Raw genomic sequence first — 24,675 nt, forward strand, 5'->3', positions numbered from 1 at the left:
CGCGTCATTTTAAATAAAAATACAATCGTATTTAAAAAGATAATAGTGGGGGTAAAAAAGAAAAACAATGGGCAGAAAACCAACTATTACCCGTGACAGGTTACTGGATGTGGCCGAAGCACTTGTACGCGAACAAGGTGGTTCAGCGCTGACCATTGGTGCTTTGGCAAAGGCTGCAGGCATTTCCAAGGGAGGCGTACAGTACTCGTTCTCCAGCAGAGATGAGTTGGTAAGCAGCTTAGTTGACCGCTGGACAAGTCGGTTCGATGCGATGCTGGACGAAACACCGACAAATGATCCGCTCGACTTTATTCGAAGCTACATTGAGGCAATGAGAACCGCACAAAAGGCTATGGATGCCAAGATTGCAGGCCTGATGGTCAGTTATCTGGAAAACCCTGAGAACTTAAGGGAAACACGCGCCTGGTACCGGGGAATTTTCGACCGTATGGCAGGCGCATCTTCAAACGCCCAAGCAGCACGCGTTGCCTTCCTTGCCGTTGAGGGGTTATTCCTCTTGCGTATCAATGGCATTGACGAAGATGGTGATTGGACGAGTTTTCTAGATGATGTAGATGCAGTGCTAACGCGCCTGACGTGATCAGGTCAATTGCCCATTTTTGATAACGAGCAACTCCATATCAAGATACTGAGCTGCCCCCCGACTCCTTGAAGCTGCGAAATTACTCATTATCTATTCCTTCATTTAACCCTCCATTAACCACTGTCCGTTTAAAACTATTGTGATATTGGCTCCCGAATAGGAACTGGCGGACGTGAAACCAGACGCGTTAACTTTAAGTTTGTCACTGGCGTTACTCGGTGGTTGCAGCACCCTGAGTGACCCTCAGGCTGGCAGGGCAGAAAGTCTGGCCATGCCCGCAGACTGGGCGGTACCCGCAGAAACCCTGGATCTCTCCCTGCTGCCGCAGGATGCCGGGCTACTTGATCTGTTCCGGCAACCGCAGTTGAAACAGCTTGTCGATGAAACCCTTAACAATAACCTGGATTTGCAACAAACCGCCCTGCGTTTACGTCAGCAACAACTGTTTATCGTTCCTGAACAAGCCGCCCGTCGCCCGGAACTGTCTGCTGCGCTGACCAGCCAGCGGTCAAAGGAAAACGCCATCACTCAGCAACACACACAGGCCCTGACCCTCAACTGGGAACTGGATGTCTGGGGTCGCCTGGCGGATGGTCAGGCGGCAGCACAGCAAACGGCAGCAGCGCAGAAACTCGACTATAACGCTGCACGCAACTCTCTGACGGCCCGCACGGTTCAAAGCTGGCTGGATATCAGTCTGCGCCAGCAGGTCATCGAAACTGAGCAGCAATGGCTGAAAAGTTCTGAAAACAACCGCGCTGTAATATTGGACCGCTATCAGAGCGGACTGGGCAACCTGGCGGATCTGGCGACGGCAAAGGCCGCAACGGCCCGAGTTCAGGCCAGCCTGATTGAGCGTCAGAACCAGCAACGAGCGGCCTTAAGGCAGTTAAATCTCCTGCGCGGCGTCAGCAATAACAGTCAGCCGCCCGGGAACCTGGTGACACCGGATATCACCATCCCACCGATATCACTTCCCGGTAATGTTCTGGCACGTCGCCCCGACCTGCAAGCCGCCTACCTGAGAATCCAGGCCGCTGATCACCGTGCCGCCAAAGCTTACAAGCAGCTGCTTCCCGGGTTCTCATTGCAGGCTACCCTCTCCAATACCGGACAAGACCTGGATCAACTTCTCAAAGGGTCGCCGCTGTGGAGTCTTCTCGGGCAGTTGACGGCACCGCTGTTCAATTCCGGACGCCTGAAAGCCCAGGCAGACATTGCCCAGCTGGATGCCGAGCTCAGCTACCTCAACTATCAGCAAACGCTGCTGGATGCGGTAAACGAAGTGGATAACGGACTCGACCTGGAAGCGACCCTGGCCCGACAGGAAAAGGCCCTTGCACAAGCCCTGCAACATTCGCAAACCAGTCTCGATCACTACCGTTCACTGTACCGCGATGGCGTGGGCGACATCCTGAATCTGATCAATGCCGAGCAGACTGCTTTTGAGGCCCGAATCCAGCTTCTCCAGGTTCGCCAGAACCGCCTGTCTAACCGCATCACCCTCGGCCTGGCGCTGGGGATGAACATCTGAATCACAAGAGAACATCATGCAACCAAGACGTCGTTGGCTCCCTTTCACGCTTACCGGTCTGGCACTGTGTACGATCCCGTTGGCGCTGGTTTATACCAACGTTGCCATCAGCAACCAGCCGCAACCGGAGCAATATAAAGCACCGGCAACATTGCCCCGGGTCACCGTTCTCTCACTACAAAGCGGCACGTATCAGAGCCGCATTGAAGGTTATGCCGAGGTCCGTGCCACCGATGAAGTTCAGCTGGGCAGTCTGGTTTCCGGTCGGGTCACCTGGCGCTCGGACGCGTTCCATAATGGCAATCCAGTGAAACAGGGCGAAGCACTGCTGAGGCTGGATGCCACCAGTTATGAGGAAGTGGTGGCCAATGCTCGCCAAGCGCTGGCCGATGCCGAGTTAACGCTGATTCAGGAACGTCGTCAGCAGAAGCAAGCGGAGCGGGACTGGCAACGCTCAGGGATTCAGGAGGCCCCCAGCGATCTGGTGCTGAGGAAACCGCAACTAAAGCTCGCTGAGGCACGGGTCGTTGCTGCCAAAAAGACGCTTCAGCGTGCACAACGGGATCTGGAAGAAACCACGCTGCGAGCCCCCTTTGATGCGGTTGTCATAAACCGTTCCGCAACCCTGGGAAGTTACATCGAGTCCGGTGCGACCGTAGCAACCCTTCGAGGAACCCAACGTGTAGAACTGGAGCTGACACTGTCCAGCCAGCAGTGGCAACAACTTCCTGAAAACCTTCAACAGGTTGCGGTACAGCTACGTGACCCGGACCAGCCAACACATCGATGGCAGGGACAGGTCAGCCAGCTATCGGCCGCGATTAACCCTGAAACTCGACAGCGTAGTTTGACTGTCAGCGTCGCAGACCCTCTGAAACAATCGCCTCCCCTGCTCAGCGGCAGTTTCGTGGAAGTGAGCTTGAAAGGGCAACCGCGCAGCCATCTGTTTGCGATTCCGGCCAGCGCACTTACGGCTGATGGCTATATCTGGACCGTGACCGAAAACCGGCTGCAAAGGCATGCGGCGACACCGCTGTTCAGCGCTCAGGGACTGCACTACATTCCGGCAACTTCACTGCCGGCAGAAATCGCACTGGTTGCCAAACCACTGGCCAGCTATATGCCGGGAATGGCGGTTCAGCCTGACCTGTCTGAGGAAACACCCAATGAATGATCTGGGCCAGAAAGGCTGGGTAGCTTGGTTCGCCGCCAATCCGGTCGCGGCCAATCTGCTGATGCTACTGATTCTAGTGGCTGGCGGCATCAGCGCTTTTAATCTGCGGGTCGAAGCGTTTCCGCCGATTCCACCGAACAGTGTGAGTATCTTTGTCAGCTACGACAGTGGCTCTTCCCATTCCGCAGAAGAAGGCATTACCCTCAAAATAGAAGAGGCCCTGCAAGGCATTCAGGGTATTAAAAAGATCAGCAGTATCTCCAACACAGAGGGCAGTAATATCACGGTCGAGCGCAGCAGCGGGTACGATCTGGATACGCTGTACCGGGACATCAAGAACCGGATCGACGGCATCGCGACTCTGCCCGCCGAAGCCGAACGCCCAGTCATCACCAAAGACACCTATCTTGAAGATGCGGTATCGGTACATTTGGCCGGCGATGTTCCTCAGGATGTGCTGCAAGAAACCGCCCGTCAGTTACGCACCCGGTTGCTGAGCAATCCGGCAATCGAACGGGTGAACACCAATGGTCGGGAAACACCGGAGATCAGCATCGAGGTTGATGAGCATCGACTCCAGGCGCTGAACCTGACCATCAGCGATATTGCCGAAAAGGTCGCCGCCTCATCCCTCACCGTGGCCGGAGGTGAACTCTTCAGTCGGGAAGGCTCAATCATTATCAAAGCCGATCAGCAACGTTACCGGCTGCGCGACTTTGAAGCGATTGTGATCCGTCAGACCGGCGACGGTCAGCGCCTGACGCTCAGCGATGTCGCAACAGTCCGGGACAGCTATGAACCATCCGGAGTGCTGTCCCGGTTCAACGGTGAGCGGGCGATCTGGCTCGACATCAAAATGTACTCCAGCTCAAACATCATGGCCATCAGCGAAGCGGTCCGGATGGAAGTCGACCGTTTCAGTGACAGTCTGCCGCAAGGCGTTACCACCACGATCTGGAACGATCAGAGCTTGTATATTGGTGCTCGCCTTAACCTGCTGCTGAAAAACAGTGTAATGGGTATCGCCCTGGTCATGCTGCTGTTAGCTTTGTTCATGAATATCCGGGTTGCGTTCTGGGTCGGGGCTGGTCTGCCGGTCATTTTCACCGGCGCGATGCTGCTGATGGATGCCCGACTATTCAACATGACCCTCAATGAACTGACCACCTTCGGCTTTATTATCGCCCTGGGCATCGTCGTCGATGATGCCGTCGTGGTGGGCGAAAGCATCTACAGCGAGCGTCAGCGCTACGGTGCAAGCCTCAACTCGACGATCAGGGGAGCCCAGCAAGTCACGGTGCCGACAGTGTTCGGGGTGTTAACCACCATCGTCGCCTTTCTGGCGCTGGTTCTGGTTGAAGGAGAACTGGGTAAAATCTTCAGCTTCTTTGCCTACGCGGCCGCTTTCTGCCTGATCTTCTCGCTGGTGGAATCCAAATTTATCCTGCCCGCCCACCTGGCCCACCTGAAAATGGACAACAGCCCTGCCCGCAATCCCGTCAGCCGCGGCTGGCAATGGCTACAAACTCAGGCCAGTCACGGTCTGACTTACTTCACCCGCAAGATCTATCGGCCGTTTGTTCATCAGGCTCTGAATTTCCGCTATGTCGCGCTTATGCTGGCAATCAGTCTGTTCATTATTGTCGGTGGAATGGTGCCTTCCGGCCAGATACGCGCAGTTTTTTTCCCTGACATTCCCAGCGACTTTATCGAAGTGCAACTGGAGCTGGACCCGCAGGCAGGCTACGGCCTGGTTCAGCAACAGGCGGTCGAGATTGAACAGACCGCCGCCCGCCTTAATCAGAGCCTGCAGGATGAGTACCAGCTGTCTCAGCCTCCCATCCCCCACCTGATGACACTGTCCGGTGATAGCAGTGCGTCTGTCATTGCCGGACTGTCGCCCCGCGATCAGCGTCCGTTCGGCACTCAGGAGATTGCTGATTTATGGCAACAGGAGGTCGGGCCATTGGAGGCCGTGCGCAAGCTGAAGTTTGTCACCACCTGGGAAGGCGCCGCAGATATCAGTATTGAACTGGCTGCTGAATCTCCGCAAACGCTGCAACAGGCCGCCACAAAAGTACAGGAAGCGCTGGCACTCTACAGCGGTGTTTCCGGTATCGAAAACAGCATGAAAACCGGCCAGGCCCAGATCGACCTCCAACTACGGCCGGCCGGTGAGGCGATGGGACTCACCACCGCCCTGTTGGCACGCCAGATCCAACAAGCCTATCAGGGGTATGAGGTGCAGCGCATACAGCGTGGCCGGGACGAGATGAAGGTCAAAGTGCATTATCCACAGGATCAACGCCAACAACTGGATGATCTGCAGCGGGCTCGTATTCGCACCCCGGACGGCCGGACGGTCGCGCTGAGCACAGTTGCGGATATATCCACCCGGTATGTCGCCGATGAGATCAAGCGAACTGACCGAAGCCGGGTGGCAGTGGTCACCGCCAATGTGAATAAAGCGATTGCCGCCCCCGCGGAAATAATCGCCAGTATCGACGCTCAATTGCTGACCCAACTGCAACGGGACTATCCAGGCCTGACCATTCGGTTTGGCGGCGAAGCGCAGGAAGAAGCAGAAACCACCAACTCGCTGAAAGGCGCTTTTCTGGTTGCACTGATTGCGATCTACGCGTTGCTTGCGATCCCGCTGAAGTCATACCTGCAACCGCTGATGATTATGAGTGCGATCCCCTTTGGTGTGATCGGTGCCCTGCTGGGGCACTGGTTGCACGATATTCCGCTGAGCCTGTTGTCGCTGTTTGGCATCCTGGCATTGTCCGGAGTCGTGGTTAACGATAGCCTCCTGTTGATCAGCCGCTACAATGAGAATCGACTGCAGGGGAAACCAACCAGACTGGCGATGGTGGAAGCTGGCTGCAGCAGGATGCGGGCTATCGTACTGACCTCAATAACGACTTACGCTGGTCTGGTACCGCTGATATGGGAAACCGCTGAGAACGCCCAGTTCCTGATTCCTGCAGCTGTCGCAATGGGTTACGGGATACTGTTTGCCACTCTGATTACCCTAATCCTGATTCCCGTACTGGTGATGATCAGTGAGGATCTGAATATTCGTCAATGGCGGAAGAAACGCCGCCAACACAGCACCACATCAAAAACGACGATGGAAACCATGTCATGAGCGATCAGGTTGTGCAGGTATTACTGGTAGAAGATGACCGTGATCTGGCCGCGTCGGTGGCCGACTACCTGGCGCTGGAAAAGATCTGTGTCGATCATGCCTACAACGGTCAGGCGGGACTGCAACTCGTAACCTCTAACCGTTATGACGTACTGCTGCTGGATCTTATGCTGCCACAGATTGACGGCCTGCGTCTGTGTGAAAAACTCAGACAACAGGGAACAGACACCCCCGTACTGATGCTCACCGCCCGGGATACGCTGGACGATAAAGTCGCCGGTTTCCGTGCCGGCACTGACGACTACCTGGTGAAACCCTTCGCAATGGAAGAGCTGATCATGCGGGTTCGGGCGCTGGCTAAACGACGCAGTGGCCAGGTGCGCAAACTGTGTCTGGCCGACCTTACACTGGAGCTGGATAACCGCACCGCCAGCCGTGCTGGCACCCTGCTTAAACTGAAACCTTCCGGCCTGGTTCTTCTGGAAACGCTGCTGCGGGCAAGCCCGGCGGTCGTGAGCCGAAGCCAACTGGAGCAGGCCCTGTGGCCGGATGAACCACCTGACAGTAACAGCCTGAAAGTACATATGTACCACCTGAGGCAGCTAGTGGATAAGCCTTTCGATAAAGCTTTGATACAGACCATCAAAGGACAGGGATTTGCGATCCGTGATGAAGAACCGGAGCAGTAAGCGGCAACCCCGCACCATGCGTCGGGAGCTGGCCCTCTACGTATCGGGTCTGGCGCTGATGACAGCGCTGGCCTTCGCTTTTGCGCTGGAATTGTTCTTTATCAAAGGACTGGATGAAGCAGTCGGTGGCGCCCTGCTGATGGAAGCCCGGTCCTTCGAGGCCAAATACCGACAGAATCCTGAGACACCACTATCGAACTCATCATCGATCCGCTCCTTTCTGGATAACCTGGATAACGCACCTGAGTTTTATCGCCAACTGATCGATCCGGATACCTTGCAGCCCGAACAATTCAGCGAATATCACTGGGAACCCTATGGTGAGGAAAACTGGCAAGATTCCCGTTACCTGATCGTCTACTTGCACTTGCTGCCTGATCAGCGGCGCTTGTTTGTTATTTCCGACTACCAGAGCAACCTGCTGACCAAAGAGGAACAGGCGGATTTAGATCAGACCTGGCAGCTGAAATTCTACTTGGCCGGGGGCTATCTGCTGATCATGCTGCTGGCTATCTGGCTCTATAATCGCCGGATCAACCACTACACTCAGAAACTGGCAGACTGGGCGTACAGCCTTTCTCTTGAAAATATCCAGCAGTCGGTGCCGAACTTCCACTTCCACGAACTCAACAGCATTGCAGAGCAACTAAGAAGCGCCTTTGATCGGATCGCAAGGCTTCTGGACCGGGAGCATCAATTCCTCCGTCACGCCAGTCATGAATTACGCACGCCAATCGCTATCATCCGGACGAACCTGGAATTACTTCAACGAGTGGGTATACCAACAATGTTCGAGCGTCCGATGGAACGGATAAACCGAGCCAGCCAAAACATGCAGCAGCTAACAGGAACCCTGCTCTGGTTAAGCCGGGAAAACGACACCCCGCCATCCATATCTTCTGTTGATCCTGTAAGGTTACTGGATGACATCAGTGAAGAACTGGCATATCTGCTTCAGGGCAAAGAGGTACAGCTGCAGCGGGACTATCCAGAAGCGAGATCGGTGCAAACCCTGCCTCTTGTTCCATTGCGTATCGTATTGGCCAATCTTCTACGCAACGCCTATCAGTTTACAGAAAGGGGCACCATCACACTTACCGTGACGAACCAGAGCATCGTCATTCGTAATAAGAGCGAATACCTGGCCGAGGATAGTGATAGCAGCTTTGGGCTGGGACTGATGCTTGTACAGAAAATCTGTGATCGGCTTGACTGGCAATTGTCTCTGGAATGGCTGAATCACGGAGTAAAAGCAGAGTTACAGTTTCCTGAACCACCTTCTGCAGAATAGAGAGTGCAAAAAGAACTGCATTACCGACCTTGTCGGCTAGTGCCTGTCACTCTCTCTCGATTGTGAAAAGAAATTTTGTTATCAATAAGTTAAGCGTCATGCCCCCCTTCTCATGACAAACCCCATGCTCAGAACCATAATGTAAGAAAATTATTTAAAACGAAATAATTTGGCTTGTTGTACAGCAAGTTGGCAACTCCTGCCTCAAATGTACTTTCATGCAGCTGTAGAGCTGGGTAGCCTACTTAGCAGCCTCTGGGTATACGCAGCAGCATTAGTTCCCCTTTGGTAGCAACCACAATGATCCAACCGACAAAACCAGCATGACGGCAAAGATAATGTTTGTCATACGCCCGATGACGGGGTTCCTCAGGTACTTCGAAAAAGCAGCGCCAAAAGCAAGCCAGACGACACTAAAAATGAGTATAACCACGGTTAGTGCCAACAGCTTGCAGACCATGTCGACGATCACGTTATCAGCCACAATACTATGACTCGAATAAACCGCGCCAATTGCTGCAAAAGCCTTTGGATTTGCCACTGCGAGGCTGAATCCTGGAAGAAAATTCGGCGCACTTTCTGTTGGAGCTGTAACTTTTCCTACAGGTGCCGTTGCGATTTTTACAGCAAGATAAAGTATATACAGGCCTGCGATACTGGACAGTATAAAAAGCAAGGTTGGCTGAGCAAGCACCAGGGTAGTAACACCAGTTGCGACCATTAGTAGCACAACGATTGTTCCCAGAATAATGCCGAGCATATAACGCAGACTGGTCCGGAATCCAAAAGCGGAACCAAGACCGGCAAGGCTCAGTGTCGCCGGCCCAGGACTTCCCATCAGGGGAAAAGCCGCCAGCCACATGAAAATGAGATTATCCATCATACGCCAAACCTACTCGGGGAGCCGGACGCTCATGCACCAGCAGGTGAGCAATTGCCGACAACACGCCTAAGGCGATGGAAATATACCAAACCTGATCGTAGCTCGCGTAGCGATCAAACAAAACACCGCCGAGCCAAACCCCAGCAAAGCCCCCAAGCTGATGACTCAGGAATACAAAACCAAACAGAGTACCCATTATACGGGGGCCAAACATGGTCAGAACCAGCGCGCTGGTCAATGGGACGGTGGAAAGCCATAGTCCCCCCATGACCAATGCGAAGATCATCACCGAGGCCGGGGTGACTGGCTGAGAGATAAAAATGATGATTACCACGGCTCTAAGGGCATAGATTGCCGCAAGCACGTAGGGTTTTGGAAAAAACATGCCGAGGCGCGAGGCGAGCAGCGTACCGAATATGTTTGCGAAACCGGCCAACGCCAGTGCCTGTAGCCCTAGAGCACGCAATTCATCTTGAGAGGCCGAGGAGACACAGAAATGCTGTACGTAATTGGGCAGATGAGCAGTTATAAATGCGAGATGAAACCCACATACGAAAAAACCCATATTGAGCAACAGATAGCTCGTGTGGCCAAAGGCACTTCTAACCGTTTGAGTGACCGGAGCATACTCAGCGCGACCGGACAATGGTGCTTCGTTCACTCGCAGAAGAGGGATACACAGAGCCATAGGCAGAAGCGCTCCGGTTATCACAACAACCATAAGCCGCCAATCAAGCCACTCCGTCAACCACGAAGCCAGCAATGGCAGGATGACTTGTCCAGCGGAGCCAATGGCCGATGTGATACCGAGATAGTGGCTGCGCCTGGCTTCGGGCGCGGCTCGTCCAATCACGGCCAGGACGACGCCGAATGCCGTCCCGGATATCCCCATACCGACAAGCACACCGGCACCAAGATGCTGAGCCAAGGGTGTCGTACCAAAGGCGCAAACCACCATTCCCACCACATAGAAACCGAAGCCCAGCCACAATGCACGACGATCACCAAACTTGTCGGCGATCATTCCGAAGCCCGGCTGTGCAAGCCCCCACACCAGATTCTGAATAGCGATTGAAAGCGAAAACACCTCGATTCTGCCACCGAACAGCTCGTCGGACAGCGGCTCGATAACACCACCAAAGATCGCACGTACCCCAAAGGCCAAGGCCAATACAAAGCCACCAGCAAATACGATTGGCATCATCTCCGGATTCGAGCCTTTGGAGGCTTTTCTATGAAGCATCATGGCTATCTCACTCTTGCACCTTAAGTCTTTGAGGAAAATTGATTGGCAACTCAGCTGCCTGTCACTCCTTATTGACGCCGATGCTAGCACCGAGATATTCTTTTTAATATCGAATATATTTTAAATAATAGTTTTGGATTTTTGAAGTGAATATTGCTTTCGACATTGATGCACTACGTGCGATTGTGGCCGGAACTGACCTACACAGCTTTGCAAGAGCATCCATGCAACTGGGGCGCTCACAGTCGGCAGTCAGCATGCAACTCAAGAAACTGGAACAGCAGGCTGGCACACAGCTATTCATCCGCAAGGGCAGAAATCTGGTCCCAACCGAAGCTGGAGAGGTATTGGTGGCGTATGCCCGCCGAATTATCGCTCTCAACGATGAAGCCGCACTCGCACTCGGCGCGACGGCGACTTCTGCCACCGTTAGGCTTGGCCTGCCACAGGATTTCTTTGAGGACGTGATGCCTGCAGCCTTGTCTGCATACTCCCGCAAACACGCGGGAGTACACGTCGAGATTCAAGCTGGCCCAAATCACGTACTTGCGGAAGAGGTTCGGGCTGGCCGTCTGGATGGTGCCATCGCCTTTTTCCCAGCAAGCTCCGCTGGTGAAAGTGACGGTGATCTCATTTGTGAGCTTCCCACGCAATGGTTGGCACATGAGCGCTTTATGAATGATTCCCTCGATGACCGGGTACCATTGGTGCTATTCGACCATCCCTGCCTCTTCCGACAATCTGCACTAGCCGCACTCGATCAGGCGGGTAAGCGCTGGAAAGTAGCAGTGACAACACCAAGTCTTCCGGGCATCTGGGCCGCGCTTCGTTCGAATCTCGGTCTTGCAGTGCGGACCCAGCATGGCATGCCTAAAGACATCAGGTGTATTGGCGAAAAATTTGATCTGCCCGAACTCCCACCTACTGCCCTTAAGCTGCTCTGTGCTTCGAATGCTAGCCCGGCAGCGCAAGATCTATTCGAAATTCTGTACCATGAGACGATCAATCAGGTCGCTCCAGGTGGAATAAGACAGACCTACTAACCTGGTACTGCGCCATTCGAAAATGCCTGATATGCTTCTCATTACCGAGGGGGCACCCACCAAGGGGCTGAAATACTGTTGGCGATGCTGCAGCACAGTGACCCTTTGAGCCTGAATCGGATCATGCCGGCGAAGGGACAGGTTTTGACGCCTCATACCTTCGCTGGCCTCGCAAACGAGGCTGACATGTTATCAACGACAGAGAACACCCCCACCATTCGACCAATCGCCGCTACGATTGCCGCCGTCTATCACAAAGAAAAGATACTCTTGGTACGCCGGGCCAACCCGCCGGACGCAGGCCGCTGGGGCTTCCCCGGAGGGAAAATAGAGGCTGGCGAATCGATTGAACTTGCCGCCGTCAGAGAACTATTTGAGGAAACCGGGGTGCAGGGTCGTGCACGTCAAGTATTCACGGCGGTGGACGCCTTCGACCAGGACGAAAGCGGCCGGATACATCAGCACTTCGTGCTGATTGCGGTCCTTTGTGAATGGATTGCCGGAGAGCCCGTAGCTGGAGACGATGCGCTTGATGCGAAGTGGTTTAGCCTCGACGAACTGACCGATGCCGGCCTTGCCCTGAGTCTCGATGTCGCCAAGGTCGCCCGTCAAGCAGCCGCTATCACCCTTGGACAAACGAACGGCTCATGATCTCTAGTATTCTCACCATTGCTGGCACAAACACAGATGGCACACCTGCTTCCGCTTCTTTCAGGATCGGGATGATCTGTTCTTCAGTGAATCGCTTCTTCATGTTCATCGCCTTTCTCTGTGATGAACATTACTGACAGCTTCATGGATTAGAAAGTGGGGAGCTGGTCACAACTACTTTAATCCTTGCATCCAGAACTGGCTGAGTTCAGTAGCAGAAATATGGGATGCCGGCAGCAGCGGTTCAGGTTGTTCAGAAAATATCTTCTTAGCTACCTGTCTTCCAACCAATTGAGCTGCAGAAGTTTTAACATTCCTCTGTTGATAGAAGCCTTGCAAAGCGACTTCCAGCTCATCGGTCTCCATCAGTAAGCGGGCAAGGTGCCATGCATCTTCTAGCGCCTGACATGCCCCCTGACCAGAGGTCGGCAAGGGAGCATGGGCCGCGTCCCCGATAATTATGACATTGTCTTGATGCCAATAGGGAAGAGGATCAATGTCATGAACAAAAATGCGATTAACCGATGCTCTATCACAGGACTGCAACACATTTTGCACTGGATCGGGCCAGTCCCGGAAACGCTGATTCAACTCCTCGTACCAATGGGCCCCGGACCGCTCCCTGTCGACAGCGGCGTTCCAGGCTCCCGCCCAATAGCACCACCCATCATTCACCGGGACAATTCCAAAACGCTCACCTAGACCGCGGAAGTCATGAATAGCGTTATCCAAAGCACCCTCTCGCTGCCTGCTCACTCCTACGACATTGACAAACCCGTGATAACGAGGAGTCACTTTCTCCGCATACAATGCCTGGCGCACGACCGACTTCATCCGTCCATCGGCCCCGACTACCAGGTCAAACTCCTGGCTTAACTTCGTCACATCCGCGGCTGTGATTGAGCAGTCAAACTTGATCTTCACCCCTAGGTCATCGAGCGCACCGGCCAGTAGACTCATCAGATCACGCCGCAATACCGTCACACTGGGAAAGCCGCAGAGCGAGTTTACTGCCATGATATCGAACTCAGTTTGCAGGACCCCATGCCGGTCAAATTGACGCATAGTGCCTGGCGCGCCTCCCATACGCTTGACCTCCTTGTCCAGCCCAATCTGCTGCATGACAAACATGGCATTGGGCCATAGCGTAACACCAGCACCCATGGATGAGACAGTACTGCCACGCTCAAATAGGCTGACCTGACAGCCCCGTTTCGTGGCGAGTATTGCCAGTGCTATCCCGGCAACACCGGCACCTACTATGGCAATTTTACTAGTTCTGATCATCGACTCTCTCCTGATTTATGCAACTTGATAGTGACTGTAATGAAACCCAAATTCATGATAAATATGATTTTATAGTTTTATTAATCTCATATTTTGGGATAATCAATGATAGAGAAAGTCGAAATTCAGTGGTTGCTGTGCTTCCAGGCTGTCTATGAAAGGCTGAGTTTTAAGCTCGCAGCTGAGCAACTACAGCTGCCAACATCCAATGTCAGTCGGCACGTCGCTTTGCTAGAACGACAACTTAATGTGCGGCTGCTGGAACGTACAACGCGTAGGATGACTCCAACAGCAGCCGGTAAGCAGCTGTATCGATCCATTACACCACTCACTCAAGCCATGGATCATACCTTGGAAGAGGTATCCCTATTTGGAGATTCCCTATCCGGCCACTTGAAGATCATTACACCAGATCTCCCATTCATGGCTGATATTCTCGCGGACTTTTGCATTCGACATCCTCAAATACAGCTCAGTTGTGACACCCAACTGGACCCAACAGACGGACTACTGGAAGGATTCGATTTGGTGTTACGTTTTGGACGTGGACCCCTGGAAGATTCTAGCTGGGTCGCCAAAGAAATCCTGCGATGGCCGAGCTGTGTGGTGGCTGCACCAGAACTTCTGAAACATCATCCATCGCCACAATCACTGGATGAACTGACCAAAGCCCCCTGTATTACCAGTATGTCGGTACTCCAAGGAACGCCTTGGCGGTTTAAACAGAACCAAACCGTCCAAGTTAGATCCAACTACAAGGTGAACAGTGGCCAAATGGCCAAGGCCGCTGCACTGAAAGGGCTTGGCTTCGCCATTTTGCCCCTTCATGCCTGTCAATCAGACATCGACAACGGATCCCTTGTTAAAATTGACTGTAACCGCGAACCAGAGGATTTAGTGCTATATGCGCTTTATTCCGGAAGAAAGTACCCACAGAGCAAAGTGAAGGCGTTTCTGGAACACCTGCAGTTAGCACTCGCTCATTTGAGTGTACGCAAAAAAGAAGACACCTAACTGACTGAGCATCCGACATTGTGGACCGCGTGAAAAGAAATGCGGATGAAGTGCTTCATGGACAGAGTTCCTTTCCATGCAGCTGGATCCAACGATACTACACACGCCGACTCTACCCGTAATCGGTGCGAGCTCAATCGGATACAGCAGGAATTAGCTCATGCAGCGGACTTATTCGCTGCTTTCCTAGCTGATTGACTCATTGATGTATATTTTTCCCACACAACACTGCGCTCATCCTCGATCAATTTTTATTTATCTCAATGTCCTGTGATCTATCCTGAATTAATAGTCACCGAAGAGCACCAATTTTTTTCCCATTTCTTTATTCGGTTTTTTACAGGAGCACCATCATGATTAATCCTTAACGGCGTTGCGAAAGCCAGCTCATCAGGAAAACAGTCACGGCTAATCGCCCCATAAACTTTTCCACCTGATTCAACAGTCACACAAACCAACATTCCGCATTTTCGACATTCATGAAATACGGCAGTCTTCGTTCCTTGCTGGACTTGGCCATAGAATGAAAAATCCCTTATGTGTATTTCCACGGCAGTGCCAGCCTGGAATACATACTGAGCATTGTGGGCTGTGCAGTATTCACAATCACAAATGACGGGATGAACTTCGCTGGCACGGTCAAACTGCCACTCCACTTTCATATTCGTACATCTACAGTGCCCAATCACGTTGATCCCTCCAAATCATTCCTTACAAATGGATCCCCGTACCAACTAGTCCAGACCTTTAGAGGAGCAGAGTGTCACGCCAACATTTTTCATATCTTTTTTCTCCCTTGGGATAGAGCTGAGAAATCGCATCTGTGACCAGCATAATCCTGAAATCACGCTCACAAAGTCGTTTTGTACATTGATGCTGATCAACGCACCGTGGTTTAGGTCAAGGTTGTGTAGCGATTCATTATTCTTTCCTGCTTACTCCTCAGTTTTTATGATTGCAACATTGTCATGATAGTTGCCGTCATCGTCGCTACCGGTTTTTCTTCGCCATATTCCGAGCTGTACAATGCAGCTTCCACGACAGAAATTGTTTTGCCTGGCTTGACCACAGTTGCCTTCGCAACAAAGTTATCCCCCTTGGCTGGGCGCAACAGGTTTACCTTGAATTCCACGGTGAGCACATCCGCTCCTTGTGGCATCAGTGTAAATGCAGCATAGCCACAGGCACTGTCCAGAATAGTCGCGACAATGCCTGCATGGATATAGCCGTTTTGTTGCGTAAACTGAGATTGGAAGGGAAAGCGAATGGAGACGATTCCTGCCCCCTGGATACTCAGCTCCGCCTCCAGGGTTTGCATCACTACCTGGCGGCCAAAGCTCTCGAATGTCTTGGATTCATAACCTGTATCTTGTGCTTTCACCTTTTATCTCCCTACCTAATTTTTATTTGAAAAATTACTGCGTTTGATTCGATGCCTGTCTCTCGAAAATAATGAATATACAAAAGAGAAAGGGTTTAATGTCGTCAATTCTCATCAGGCATAAAGATCAAGTCAGTCACCCCGAAGTCCACACCTTGTTGGGACAGCGCCGCTGTCACCTGTCCACGATGGTGGGTTTGGTGATTGAAGAAATGCACGATAGCCTGAGCGAAGTCCACACTCCGCTCGGTATTGCTCGACAAACTGACATAGTTCAAGCGTTCGGGCGGCGGGGATAACGCAAGGCTTTGTGCCCAAGCAATAATGTCCTTGTCAGTTTGCTGCCGAGCTTGTCGCAACTGGGCATAATCACCGAACAGCTCCTGGGTCAGGCTGTTCACTGTGACAGACTCCTTTTTGAATCGAGCCAGCCACATCAGGTCGCAAACCAGCAAGTGATTGAGGGTGTTGTAGATGGAGCCGAAGAACAAGCCGCACTCCGACCGGCGCTGCTCAGGGGGCAAGGTCTCCGCAGCCGAATACAGACCGCCATTTATCCATTGGTTGTAGCGAGCCATGTTGTTTGCGTAGCTGGCCAAGTCAAAGGTCATTGTCTTTTCTCCCCACATTCGTCATCAATCAAAGCCTGGTGGGCAACTGACAGACGCTGATATACAGGCCCAGGACACTGGGCGATCTGCCGACCATCGATTGTTTTAACTGGAATCAACCGCGCACCGCTGCCGCAGATAAAACACTCCTCGGCAGTGTAAAGATCATAGCTGGTGAGGGACTGCTCGCAAGCCTCCAATCCTTGTTGAGACGACAGCTCCAAAATGGTTTCGCGGGTAATTCCTTCCAATGCACCGTCCTGAACTGGCGGCGTTAGCAGCGATCCCGCGTTGACGACAAAGATATTCTCGGCGCTGCATTCCGCCACATGACCAAACTGGTTGAGCAAAATTGCTTCATCAACTCCGGCGGCATTCGCTTCCGCCCTGGCCAAAACCGAATGCAGGTAATTCAGGGATTTGACCCTTGCATCCAGCCCCGTACCGACTGCTCGCCTGATACTGCTGGTGATCAGGCTAACCCCTTGGTTCCGGACTTCATCACTGACCAACGACAGTGATGCCGGAATGATAAATACGTTGGGCGCAGTGCAATTAAGGGGGTTTAGCCCCATATCCCCCTCCCCCCTGGTCACCAGAATCCGCAGGTAACCATCGGCCATGCCCGAGCGAGCGATACAAGCCATGACTGCTTCTGCGAGAGCATCATCGCTATAGGGAACAGTGATCGCCAGTGCACTGAGGGAACAGCGCAGCCGCGCCAGGTGACGATCGAGCCGGAAAGGATACCGGTGATAAAATCGCAGTCCCTCGAAGCAGCCGTCACCGTATAGCAAACCGTGATCATAGATCGAAACAACTGCTTGATCAGCGCTCACAAGCTCACCATTCTTCCAGCAAGAATACTTCGTTTTTGTATGACACATGGGTTGGGCCTGCATCCGGTATCACCTCACAGAGTTGACGTTCTTGTGCTGCCTGAAAGATAACGATGCCATTGATGGTCTCATCCGGTTCAGGCTATTGAGGGAGCAATGCTGGAAGTGTAATCTTTCCAAGAAAAGGGTACAGATACAGTTTATATGAATTTAAACGGATACAGATTTTGGACACTACACGCTTTCAACTCCATCGCTACGAGCAGCTTGCCGAACAGCTGACCCGGGAGATTCAGGCAGGACGCTACAGTCCAGGAGAAAAAATCCCCGGAACGCGTGTGCTGGCGGAAACCCATGGTGTCAGCATCAATACTGTCCTCCAGGCGCAAAAACTTTTGGAAAATCAGGGCATGATTGAAGCGGTTCCGCGCTCGGGGTTTTTCGTCAAATGGTGCGGCGAAGACTCCGCACTGCTAGTAAAAAAACCTGCCAAGGCCACGTTGAGACCAATATTGGTGAAGCGCCAGCGACTGGCGCTGGATTTGATCCAGGCCACTGGCAGCAAGACCATGGTGCAACTGGGAGCGGCCCTGCCCCACGAAAGCTGCTTCCCCGGGCAGGAGCTGCAACGAATCGCTGCCCGAATCAGTCGAGCCAACGGTACCGGACTTATGCGCTACGAAGTTCCGCCCGGATTGCCATCACTTTGCGAATCCCTGGCGCTGCGGATGCTGAGCTACGGCTGTGATGTGAGTGCCGCGGACATCCTCGTCACCAACGGCTGTCACGAAGCACTGATTATTGCCCTCAAGTGCGTGGCCGAACACGGTGATGTGGTATTGCTTGAATCCCCCACCTACTATGGTTTACTGCAGGTGATCGATACCCTGGGATTACGCGCGGTGGAAATCCCCTGCCACCCCGAGTCCGGCATGGACCTAGACAAGGTCGAGGACGCCTGCCGGCAGTGGGACGTAAAGGCCTGTATCGTCGTCAGCAACTTCAGCAATCCACTGGGGAGCTGCCCAGACAACAATCAAAAACAGGCGTTACTGTCACTGCTCAATAGCTTCGATGTGCCGTTGGTGGAAGACGATATTTATGGTGACCTTGCCTTCGACGGTCATCGCCCGGCCCCTTACAAACACTTCGACACGACCGGGGAGGTACTCTATTGCAGCTCTTTCTCCAAATCGGTTTCCCCAGGCCTGCGGGTAGGGTGGCTATCACCCGGTCGCTATACGGAGAAAGCCGCCTACCTGAAATTCACCCAGAATATTGCCAGCGCTACATTGAACCAACGGGTACTGGATGAATACCTGCGTAATGGCGGTATGGACAGGCATGTCCGGAAAATACGCCGCCGTTATGCCGTGAATATAGGACAATGTATTGACCTGATTAAGACAACGTTTCCACCCGGCACCCGCACCTCCCAACCTCGCGGCGGCTTTGTATTGTGGGTGCAGTTGCCTGGGGAGTTCGATACCACCGAGCTTTATCAAAAAGCACTGGAACACAATATCAGCATCGCCCCTGGATATTTATTTTCCAGCGATCAACGATTCAAACACCATTTCCGAATAAACTGCGCATTGCCGTGGGAATCGATGCTGTCCCCAGCCTTGCAAACACTGGGATGCTTACTGGATTGAGTGCGACAAGCAATACCATCACGGCAACTAGTAATCCAAAGCATCTACTTCCCGGGGACAGAAAATAAAATATTCTGGAGTGTAATCGGTTGTCGGTGACTTCATGAGGGATACCTGAGTGAGGTAATAGCTGCCATGGAGGGGGTAATATAAAGATTGATCAGTAGGTATCAAAAATTAATCGGCCGCTAGTTCAACGACCAACTCTCGTAGTCATCGGTGAGCTGTGTCACGCTCTCGGTGAGCATGCCAGATTTGCTCGAAACTAAATTTCGCCTGTTGCCGCTGAGGAAACCTTAAAATACTGTCCGGGACTGGTTGACCACTACAGTACGCAACCTGGCAGCCCGCAGCGCAGAAGCAGCAGGGCGAACTGCTGCCCTGATTAAGGCTTCCAACGAACGCACGTTGCGTGGCATGGAATTGACCGGCAGTACGTCTGGAGCGCTGGCGGAGATCGTCGCGGGGGCGGTGGAAGTCTCATCCCTGGTGGCCGAGATCGCCTCTGCCTCTCAGGAACAGGCACAGGCGATTGAACAGGTCAGCATCGGACTCACCCAGATAGATGAGGTAACGCAGCGTAACAGTTTAGGGGCCGAGGAGTGCTCGGAAGCGGCTTCGCAGATGACAGAGCAAGCGAGTAATCTCACCGGACTGATGTCGCGATTCCAGGTTTCAGCCTAACGTGCAATCGATATAAGAAAGCCGTTACCTCTGTTCCGTCGGTAGCGGCTTTCTGGCCTTGAAATCAGGCTGAGCGGCCGAGCAAAAAATGGCTGGGTTGCCTTGTCGCCTCACTGAAACGTCGCAACGACTTATAACACTTGGCCTCGCCAATCAGCCAAAGGTGATTGTCTCTTGCCTGCCATTGATCGAGTAGTTGTAACGGAATGAGAAAGAACCGGCAGGGGTGACAGCCACATAGAGGTCATCCCGGTCATTCACCTTGTAGAGTTTATCCCGTGGCTTGAGGTTGCGCAGCATGGTATAAGCCATCACTCATGGCATCATGTCTCGATAATACCACCTTGGATACCACGCTCAAGCGGTGCTTCCCGCTGCCATCAGTTGCCAAATACCGCCAGACACAAAAACTCATGAAAACATGGGCTTAAGTTTCATTCAATGCCAGCCAGTACCAGCTAATGCCTAACGTGTGATCATTCCCACTCAATTATATGTAGCCACTGAAATCCTTTATTTTCCAATGCCATACAAAACACTTAAAGCAAAAGACCATAAAAAATACCACACAGAAAAATCACCAATTTAAGTAACACAGTCGATAATCAGGGCCTACCTGAACATTCAAGGCGTAGCCTGAGACTCAATAGGCAACCTAGGACGCAGATCAAGAAGGTGTACATATATGTAAGTTCCACCTCCCAAAGCCTGTTGCACTCTGTCAGCCTCTGCAGTCAGCAGCGACAACAACTCATCCGCTTTGATCATGCGCTTTTCATCTGGATGTTGCCATTGACGATCTTTTGCAAGAGTCACCAGTAATGCTCCAGCTTTACTGTGCTCTGCTGCCATGTATTTCCTAACAAGCTGATTTTCTATTGTATCTCGCAAGTCTGTCGCTGTACGCCCATCACCAAGTTTTAGTTCAATCACAGCTTCATGTTTAGAAAGAATAGAGCGCAAACGTATATCAGTTTCCTTTTCGTCAGCTGTAACAGCCTCCTGGTCCACAGTGTAGATCGAGTTCGCAGCATGGCTCAGCTCGCGCGAAATTTCTCGACGCATGACCCTCTCGTCTGATATCCCTGCCCAAGCCTCTCGCGGTGACGCATCACGGAGAAGAAGGTCGTCTAGGTCCGACAGCCTATCCTTCATAATCGCAAACATGGCTTCATTCGTTGAGGCAGGCGCTTCCCCGCTTCGGTCAAGTGCTATCGTTTGAGCCTCATCAAATGCTTCAGCATCAATCTCTTGCGCCCAACTCTCTTCTGCCACAGCCAAAATCCGATCCTTGAAATGAGCGCACAAAGGATCTGCGGCCATCTCGAGTTTGGCAGCCAAGCCCTCCTCGCCCTTCGAGTTAAACAATGCCGTTACAATGCTATTACGTGCCTGTTCCGCGTCGTCGCGAGTGTCCGGTGAATAGGATCCTTCGTGGTGCGCGTCGTCTTGTATTCGAACGTGTCGATAGGCCAGGCGAAGCAGCCGCAGCAGTAATTGCGGCGTGAAGCGTTCGTCACCCAACCCAACTCCGTCTTGGCGATCCCCAAAGAGGCTGGCCAGCCATGTTACAGCGTCTGATCTCTCAGATGGTTCAACTATCTCGATCTGATCAGCCAGCTTTTCGACGCCCGCCTGCGGATCAATCCGCATCAAGGTCGACAACCAAAAAATACGCAGCACAAACGGTAATTGTTGCTCCAATCTTTGGAGTGCCCGTTCTCGAAGTCTCTCAATTTCCGAAGCATCCCCATGCTTCAAGATAACCCGTGTGACCTGCCGAAGCCTTTCGGTCATCCCAGTCGCGTTGTCGGCGCCATTGATCTGCTCCCCGCCGGCATCTAACCAAGATTCCAGCCGTGGAAGAAATAGTCTCGCCACTCTCTCAGGCGCGTAACCAATTCCTTGAAGCAGGCCTGAATGTCCATGCTCACCTAGCGGCTGGCTCAGTTCCCACGACAATTCATTTCCAAGCGCCCGCTCCACAGTGTTTGGATGCGTGTCTACGAGACTTTCTATCCACTGAGGCAGGCCGTTCAGTTCAATCGGAGCGTACCGCGCGGCCAGCTCGGCGTCGGCATCGTTGAGTTTAGCTGCCCAGTCAGGGTCCTCCGCTTCGGCGTAGATCGCGGCCAGACCAAGCTGCCAAGGTACAAGAAATGTATTGCGTTCGCCTTCGGGCCTTTCGCTGGGAAAAGTTGGATGGTCATCACGCCAGATTTTCATCAACGCCCGGCGAAGCTTGTCGGCCGTTTCTTGATTGAATTGCTCTTCAATGAATCGCCGGTTCCAGCCTGATGATCGACTGTCCTCACCATCGTGACTCATTGTGCGCCACAAGTTCCAAGCAGTGTTCCAGCTCTGCTCTGTCGAAAATGCGTTTTCAGGCTGATTGGCAACCTCTCGCCAGAACTGAACCCAGCTCGCGTGGTTCTTTGCCTTTCGCCGCTCCTCTTGCTTATTTCTTTCAGCCTGCCTCTTTTCCCTGCGACGATGTTCTTTGTCGTACTTCGATGGCTTCAGCCTGTCGTCAAGTCTTTGCACGAATGAAGGTTCATCCTCTATGAGAGGCCTCAGTCCCTCAACGTGTTCTTTCCATGTATCACGATCCGGCGACAGGCTGATAGCTGCCTCCAAGAGCATTGCGCGCTCACCCGCATCCCGGGTCGTGTCTCCAAGCGCCTCGCTCACCCAAGTCAGATCCCGGTCTGGTCTTAGCTGAACTGGTCCATCATAAATAGTTATCTCTACGAACCGCTTCCAAGGATCTTTAATTTCATGGAGCGACTGCAGCAAACCATCCATAACCCAGAAAAGACGCGCACTGTCTACCGCATTCAGATTACTTATCTTTTCGCGAAGCGGTTTGATCGGATCATCGTCACCATAGTCCCTTTGGTGTAATCGCAATGCGATTACACCAGCATATAGCCACTGCTCGTCTTGGCTTATATTGAGGCCGAGCTCACAGGTTGCGGCAAGTGACCCGATGAGATCCGGTCGATCGCTCGTGATATGTGGCCACTCCTTTTGCCATTTTAGCCCCTCTGAGATTAGAGCAAGAAGGCCATCACGAAGCTCCTCGAGGATAGAGGGCTCAAAGGCCGATGCAGCTATTAGGCGCGGAAGTTGCCAGTTAAGGCTTCCTGCACTCCGCTTCTCTCGCTTTAGCCATCGAAGCGCCCGACAAAGCTCTTCAACCGACATATATTTTGGGAAAAGACGCAGCACGGCACCACGCGATATTCTATCGGGCCAGAGATCGTCAGCATCTGCTATACGCGCGGCGATTGTGCCTAATCTCTCGTCATCAAGGGCTATTAAGGCGTCGATAGCCATTATGCGCTCGACCGTAGTTGCTGCAATGTCCTGAGTGATCTCGAATACGATGTCAGCACAAGCTTCTATGCGACCCGCCTCGATGAGGCTGATGAGGACTTCTCGCACATCCGGATTCTCTACCACTCCACTGCGCCAAATCCTACCGATTTCTCCTGCCAACTCGTTAGATGTAAAACGGTTGACCTGAATGTGAGGCACCTTAAGGCCTCTCCATCCACCAGGGCCGTAGCGCTCTGCGTAGGCGTGAAGAGCTTGATTTCGCTGAGTTTGCGTTAGCGACTCAGGGTCACCTTCATCTAGAAGCACAGCAGGTTCATTGTCCCGCAACAGTTCAAATATCCCGTGTTCTTGTAAGGCCAACCATCCCACCACTGGCCGTTTGGACGGGCGAACGATTGTGCTGCCTTTCGTCTCCGCAAACAGAAGACGTTTAAGGGCTCGAAACGGCATGCCCTGCCTTCGAAAAGCTATTAGCCGTTCCGCGGCAAGATACTCGGCAACAGAACGATGATGGAAGCGCACTCGGCCATAAGAAGCGAAGCCAAATAACGGACGCTCCAGCAGTGCTTTTCGTTCGTTCGGTTGCCAATCGGAGAGGATGATCGCAGGGTCGAGAGCAGCCTCATCGTCAACAGCGTCGGACGCGGCGCTATGACGAATGGTTAGACGTCGCGTCATCTGAACTGCGAGCGCTAGCCGGCTAGCGCCCTCAATCGCCCTGTCGATAGACAATTCCGCCGGCTCAGGCCTGTCTTCACGAGGAAGCAACTTCATGCGAACATTCGTAGCGACCTGATCGCGATGTGTTCGAATACGTTTATGCTCACGCCAGTCTGCGCACAACTCAATTAAGTCCTGAGGCCTGCGTGCAAACTCAAGGGCATTGCGACGTCGTAAGTCCTCAAAAAGAAGATCAGGATCGCTCACTCCCTGGTGTCGACAAAAATCGACGATCTGTTCGTCCGATAGCGGCATTAAAGCTACAGACCGCCAATCGGGCGCTTGATTTTTGCTTCTGTTATTGTGTTGCTCCCGATGCTCACGCATTGCGATCTTCGCAAATGCCTCTTCAGCGGATTCGTAAGTCGGCGCCAGAGGAACAGGAAGCACATTTCGGACCAACTGTTCGTCGAAGGGGATCGGCCGTGTCGTGATGACAACCCGCACCCGATGAAGCTGACCTCCGATACACTTTTTCAGACATTTGAGCGCTCGCTCAAACGAACCCATCGTCAATTTCAGCTCATCAATCGAGTCCAAAAAAAATGTCGCCACTTCAGACTGTGAGACAAGCCAAGAGTCCAACCGGGCTTCTTCATCTGCATCTAACAGACTGCGAAGGTCTTCTGTTGCCAACGCCGCCAATTCAACGAAGAATGCAGGTTCTCCCGCAGCCCAAAGAATCTCTGACTGTTTACGGCATTCGTAGGTTTTTCCTGCCCCGGCCTCTGAAATTATCAGTACACGTTTTGAATGCAGCAATTCATTCCATGTACACCCTCTCGACCAGCCCAGACTGACCAAGAAAGACTGCTGGTCGGCAGCATTAACTTTCCCATCAGGAATGTCATTAAAGGTCCTCTCTATTTTTTTCAC

At 52.7% G+C, this 24,675-nt stretch carries 20 protein-coding genes, 1 pseudogene and 1 riboswitch; of the genes and pseudogenes, 11 read left to right on the forward strand and 10 right to left on the reverse strand.

Translation table 11 applies throughout. The features are described from left to right. The first annotated feature begins 67 nt into the window (after window positions 1–67). The 6 genes from ACAM29_RS09220 (at window position 68) to ACAM29_RS09245 (ending at window position 8,443) form a co-directional block, all read left to right on the forward strand. Window positions 68–601, forward strand: a complete 534-nt coding sequence (locus ACAM29_RS09220; protein WP_369623939.1) for a TetR/AcrR family transcriptional regulator — start codon at window positions 68–70, stop codon at window positions 599–601. 175 nt (window positions 602–776) lie between these two features. Then, window positions 777–2,138 (forward strand): efflux transporter outer membrane subunit, encoded by a 1,362-nt coding sequence (locus ACAM29_RS09225; protein ID WP_369623940.1) that lies wholly within the window; start codon window positions 777–779, stop codon window positions 2,136–2,138. A gap of 16 nt (window positions 2,139–2,154) precedes the next feature. Continuing rightward, a complete protein-coding gene (locus ACAM29_RS09230) occupies window positions 2,155–3,312 on the forward strand; it encodes an efflux RND transporter periplasmic adaptor subunit (RefSeq protein ID WP_369623941.1) in 1,158 nt (385 codons plus the stop codon). Beyond that, complete coding sequence (locus tag ACAM29_RS09235; protein WP_369623942.1) at window positions 3,305–6,463, forward strand: efflux RND transporter permease subunit; 3,159 nt, start codon at window positions 3,305–3,307, stop codon at window positions 6,461–6,463. The genes ACAM29_RS09230 and ACAM29_RS09235 overlap by 8 nt, the downstream gene beginning before the upstream one ends. A gap of 11 nt (window positions 6,464–6,474) precedes the next feature. Then, complete coding sequence (locus tag ACAM29_RS09240) at window positions 6,475–7,152, forward strand: response regulator transcription factor (RefSeq protein ID WP_369625137.1); 678 nt, start codon at window positions 6,475–6,477, stop codon at window positions 7,150–7,152. Further along, window positions 7,133–8,443, forward strand: a complete 1,311-nt coding sequence (locus ACAM29_RS09245; RefSeq protein WP_369625138.1) for a sensor histidine kinase — start codon at window positions 7,133–7,135, stop codon at window positions 8,441–8,443. Before ACAM29_RS09240 ends, ACAM29_RS09245 begins: the two co-directional genes overlap by 20 nt. Before the next feature lie 274 nt (window positions 8,444–8,717). Here ACAM29_RS09245 and ACAM29_RS09250 read toward each other — a convergent pair whose 3' ends face one another. Together ACAM29_RS09250 and ACAM29_RS09255 are read right to left on the reverse strand one after the other, a co-directional pair. After that, window positions 8,718–9,326 carry a LysE family translocator gene (locus ACAM29_RS09250; protein WP_369623943.1) on the reverse strand — a complete coding sequence of 203 codons (609 nt, stop codon included), beginning with the start codon at window positions 9,324–9,326 and terminating at the stop codon, window positions 8,718–8,720. Next, complete coding sequence (locus tag ACAM29_RS09255) at window positions 9,316–10,572, reverse strand: MFS transporter (protein WP_369623944.1); 1,257 nt, start codon at window positions 10,570–10,572, stop codon at window positions 9,316–9,318. The genes ACAM29_RS09250 and ACAM29_RS09255 overlap by 11 nt, the downstream gene beginning before the upstream one ends. A gap of 146 nt (window positions 10,573–10,718) precedes the next feature. Between ACAM29_RS09255 and ACAM29_RS09260 the strand changes: the two genes are divergently transcribed. Together ACAM29_RS09260 and ACAM29_RS09265 are read left to right on the forward strand one after the other, a co-directional pair. Further along, window positions 10,719–11,615: a LysR substrate-binding domain-containing protein gene (locus ACAM29_RS09260; protein WP_369623945.1), complete on the forward strand. Its 897-nt coding sequence runs from the start codon at window positions 10,719–10,721 to the stop codon at window positions 11,613–11,615. A 37-nt stretch (window positions 11,616–11,652) separates the two neighbouring features. After that, window positions 11,653–11,771: riboswitch (TPP riboswitch) on the forward strand. A gap of 30 nt (window positions 11,772–11,801) precedes the next feature. Further along, the gene (locus tag ACAM29_RS09265) at window positions 11,802–12,266 is read left to right on the forward strand and encodes an NUDIX hydrolase (protein WP_369623946.1); all 465 of its coding nucleotides are present in this window, start codon (window positions 11,802–11,804) and stop codon (window positions 12,264–12,266) included. Here the strand turns inward: ACAM29_RS09265 and ACAM29_RS09270 are convergent. Both ACAM29_RS09270 and ACAM29_RS09275 read right to left on the reverse strand, forming a co-directional pair. Further along, window positions 12,238–12,369 carry a hypothetical protein gene (locus ACAM29_RS09270; RefSeq protein WP_369623947.1) on the reverse strand — a complete coding sequence of 44 codons (132 nt, stop codon included), beginning with the start codon at window positions 12,367–12,369 and terminating at the stop codon, window positions 12,238–12,240. The genes ACAM29_RS09265 and ACAM29_RS09270 overlap by 29 nt on opposite strands. A gap of 71 nt (window positions 12,370–12,440) precedes the next feature. Continuing rightward, complete coding sequence (locus ACAM29_RS09275) at window positions 12,441–13,553, reverse strand: FAD-dependent monooxygenase (RefSeq protein ID WP_369623948.1); 1,113 nt, start codon at window positions 13,551–13,553, stop codon at window positions 12,441–12,443. A 105-nt stretch (window positions 13,554–13,658) separates the two neighbouring features. On the opposite strand from ACAM29_RS09275, the gene ACAM29_RS09280 reads away from it, so the two are divergent. Then, window positions 13,659–14,567 (forward strand): LysR family transcriptional regulator, encoded by a 909-nt coding sequence (locus ACAM29_RS09280; protein ID WP_369623949.1) that lies wholly within the window; start codon window positions 13,659–13,661, stop codon window positions 14,565–14,567. A 275-nt stretch (window positions 14,568–14,842) separates the two neighbouring features. Here ACAM29_RS09280 and ACAM29_RS09285 read toward each other — a convergent pair whose 3' ends face one another. The 4 genes from ACAM29_RS09285 to ilvE all read right to left on the reverse strand — a co-directional run bounded on the left by ACAM29_RS09285 (window position 14,843) and on the right by ilvE (window position 17,461). Next, window positions 14,843–15,229 carry a hypothetical protein gene (locus tag ACAM29_RS09285; protein WP_354407763.1) on the reverse strand — a complete coding sequence of 129 codons (387 nt, stop codon included), beginning with the start codon at window positions 15,227–15,229 and terminating at the stop codon, window positions 14,843–14,845. A gap of 287 nt (window positions 15,230–15,516) precedes the next feature. Continuing rightward, a complete protein-coding gene (locus ACAM29_RS09290) occupies window positions 15,517–15,948 on the reverse strand; it encodes a PaaI family thioesterase (RefSeq protein ID WP_369623950.1) in 432 nt (143 codons plus the stop codon). Window positions 15,949–16,052: 104 nt separating this feature from the next. After that, window positions 16,053–16,559 (reverse strand): DinB family protein, encoded by a 507-nt coding sequence (locus ACAM29_RS09295; RefSeq protein ID WP_354407760.1) that lies wholly within the window; start codon window positions 16,557–16,559, stop codon window positions 16,053–16,055. After that, window positions 16,556–17,461, reverse strand: a complete 906-nt coding sequence (ilvE, locus tag ACAM29_RS09300; RefSeq protein WP_369623951.1) for a branched-chain-amino-acid transaminase — start codon at window positions 17,459–17,461, stop codon at window positions 16,556–16,558. The genes ACAM29_RS09295 and ilvE overlap by 4 nt, the downstream gene beginning before the upstream one ends. Window positions 17,462–17,625: 164 nt before the next feature. Between ilvE and ACAM29_RS09305 the strand changes: the two genes are divergently transcribed. Then, window positions 17,626–19,053 (forward strand): PLP-dependent aminotransferase family protein, encoded by a 1,428-nt coding sequence (locus ACAM29_RS09305; RefSeq protein WP_369623952.1) that lies wholly within the window; start codon window positions 17,626–17,628, stop codon window positions 19,051–19,053. Between the two features lie 318 nt (window positions 19,054–19,371). Further along, window positions 19,372–19,737 (forward strand): methyl-accepting chemotaxis protein, encoded by a 366-nt coding sequence (locus ACAM29_RS09310; RefSeq protein ID WP_369623953.1) that lies wholly within the window; start codon window positions 19,372–19,374, stop codon window positions 19,735–19,737. A 156-nt stretch (window positions 19,738–19,893) separates the two neighbouring features. Here ACAM29_RS09310 and ACAM29_RS09315 read toward each other — a convergent pair. Beyond that, window positions 19,894–20,052, reverse strand: a pseudogene (locus ACAM29_RS09315) (Arm DNA-binding domain-containing protein); the annotation flags it as partial. 309 nt (window positions 20,053–20,361) lie between these two features. Then, window positions 20,362–24,675, reverse strand: coding sequence for an NACHT domain-containing NTPase (locus ACAM29_RS09320; protein ID WP_369623954.1), 4,314 nt, complete (start codon window positions 24,673–24,675; stop codon window positions 20,362–20,364).

Origin of the sequence: Marinobacterium sp. BA1, from assembly GCF_041155135.1 — a bacterium.
Lineage (GTDB): Bacteria > Pseudomonadota > Gammaproteobacteria > Pseudomonadales > Balneatricaceae > Marinobacterium > Marinobacterium iners.

What these genes read in the sequence shown, in the direction of transcription:
- ACAM29_RS09220 (WP_369623939.1), top strand. Translation starts at nt 68, where the DNA reads ATGGGCAGAAAACCAACTATTACCCGTGACAGGTTACTGGATGTGGCC.
- ACAM29_RS09230 (WP_369623941.1), top strand. Translation starts at nt 2,155, where the DNA reads ATGCAACCAAGACGTCGTTGGCTCCCTTTCACGCTTACCGGTCTGGCA.
- ACAM29_RS09235 (WP_369623942.1), top strand. Translation starts at nt 3,305, where the DNA reads ATGAATGATCTGGGCCAGAAAGGCTGGGTAGCTTGGTTCGCCGCCAAT.
- ACAM29_RS09245 (WP_369625138.1), top strand. Translation starts at nt 7,133, where the DNA reads ATGAAGAACCGGAGCAGTAAGCGGCAACCCCGCACCATGCGTCGGGAG.
- ACAM29_RS09250 (WP_369623943.1), bottom strand. Translation starts at nt 9,326, where the DNA reads ATGATGGATAATCTCATTTTCATGTGGCTGGCGGCTTTTCCCCTGATG.
- ACAM29_RS09255 (WP_369623944.1), bottom strand. Translation starts at nt 10,572, where the DNA reads ATGATGCTTCATAGAAAAGCCTCCAAAGGCTCGAATCCGGAGATGATG.
- ACAM29_RS09265 (WP_369623946.1), top strand. Translation starts at nt 11,802, where the DNA reads ATGTTATCAACGACAGAGAACACCCCCACCATTCGACCAATCGCCGCT.
- ACAM29_RS09270 (WP_369623947.1), bottom strand. Translation starts at nt 12,369, where the DNA reads ATGAAGAAGCGATTCACTGAAGAACAGATCATCCCGATCCTGAAAGAA.
- ACAM29_RS09275 (WP_369623948.1), bottom strand. Translation starts at nt 13,553, where the DNA reads ATGATCAGAACTAGTAAAATTGCCATAGTAGGTGCCGGTGTTGCCGGG.
- ACAM29_RS09280 (WP_369623949.1), top strand. Translation starts at nt 13,659, where the DNA reads ATGATAGAGAAAGTCGAAATTCAGTGGTTGCTGTGCTTCCAGGCTGTC.
- ACAM29_RS09285 (WP_354407763.1), bottom strand. Translation starts at nt 15,229, where the DNA reads ATGAAAGTGGAGTGGCAGTTTGACCGTGCCAGCGAAGTTCATCCCGTC.
- ACAM29_RS09295 (WP_354407760.1), bottom strand. Translation starts at nt 16,559, where the DNA reads ATGACCTTTGACTTGGCCAGCTACGCAAACAACATGGCTCGCTACAAC.
- ilvE (WP_369623951.1), bottom strand. Translation starts at nt 17,461, where the DNA reads ATGCAGGCCCAACCCATGTGTCATACAAAAACGAAGTATTCTTGCTGG.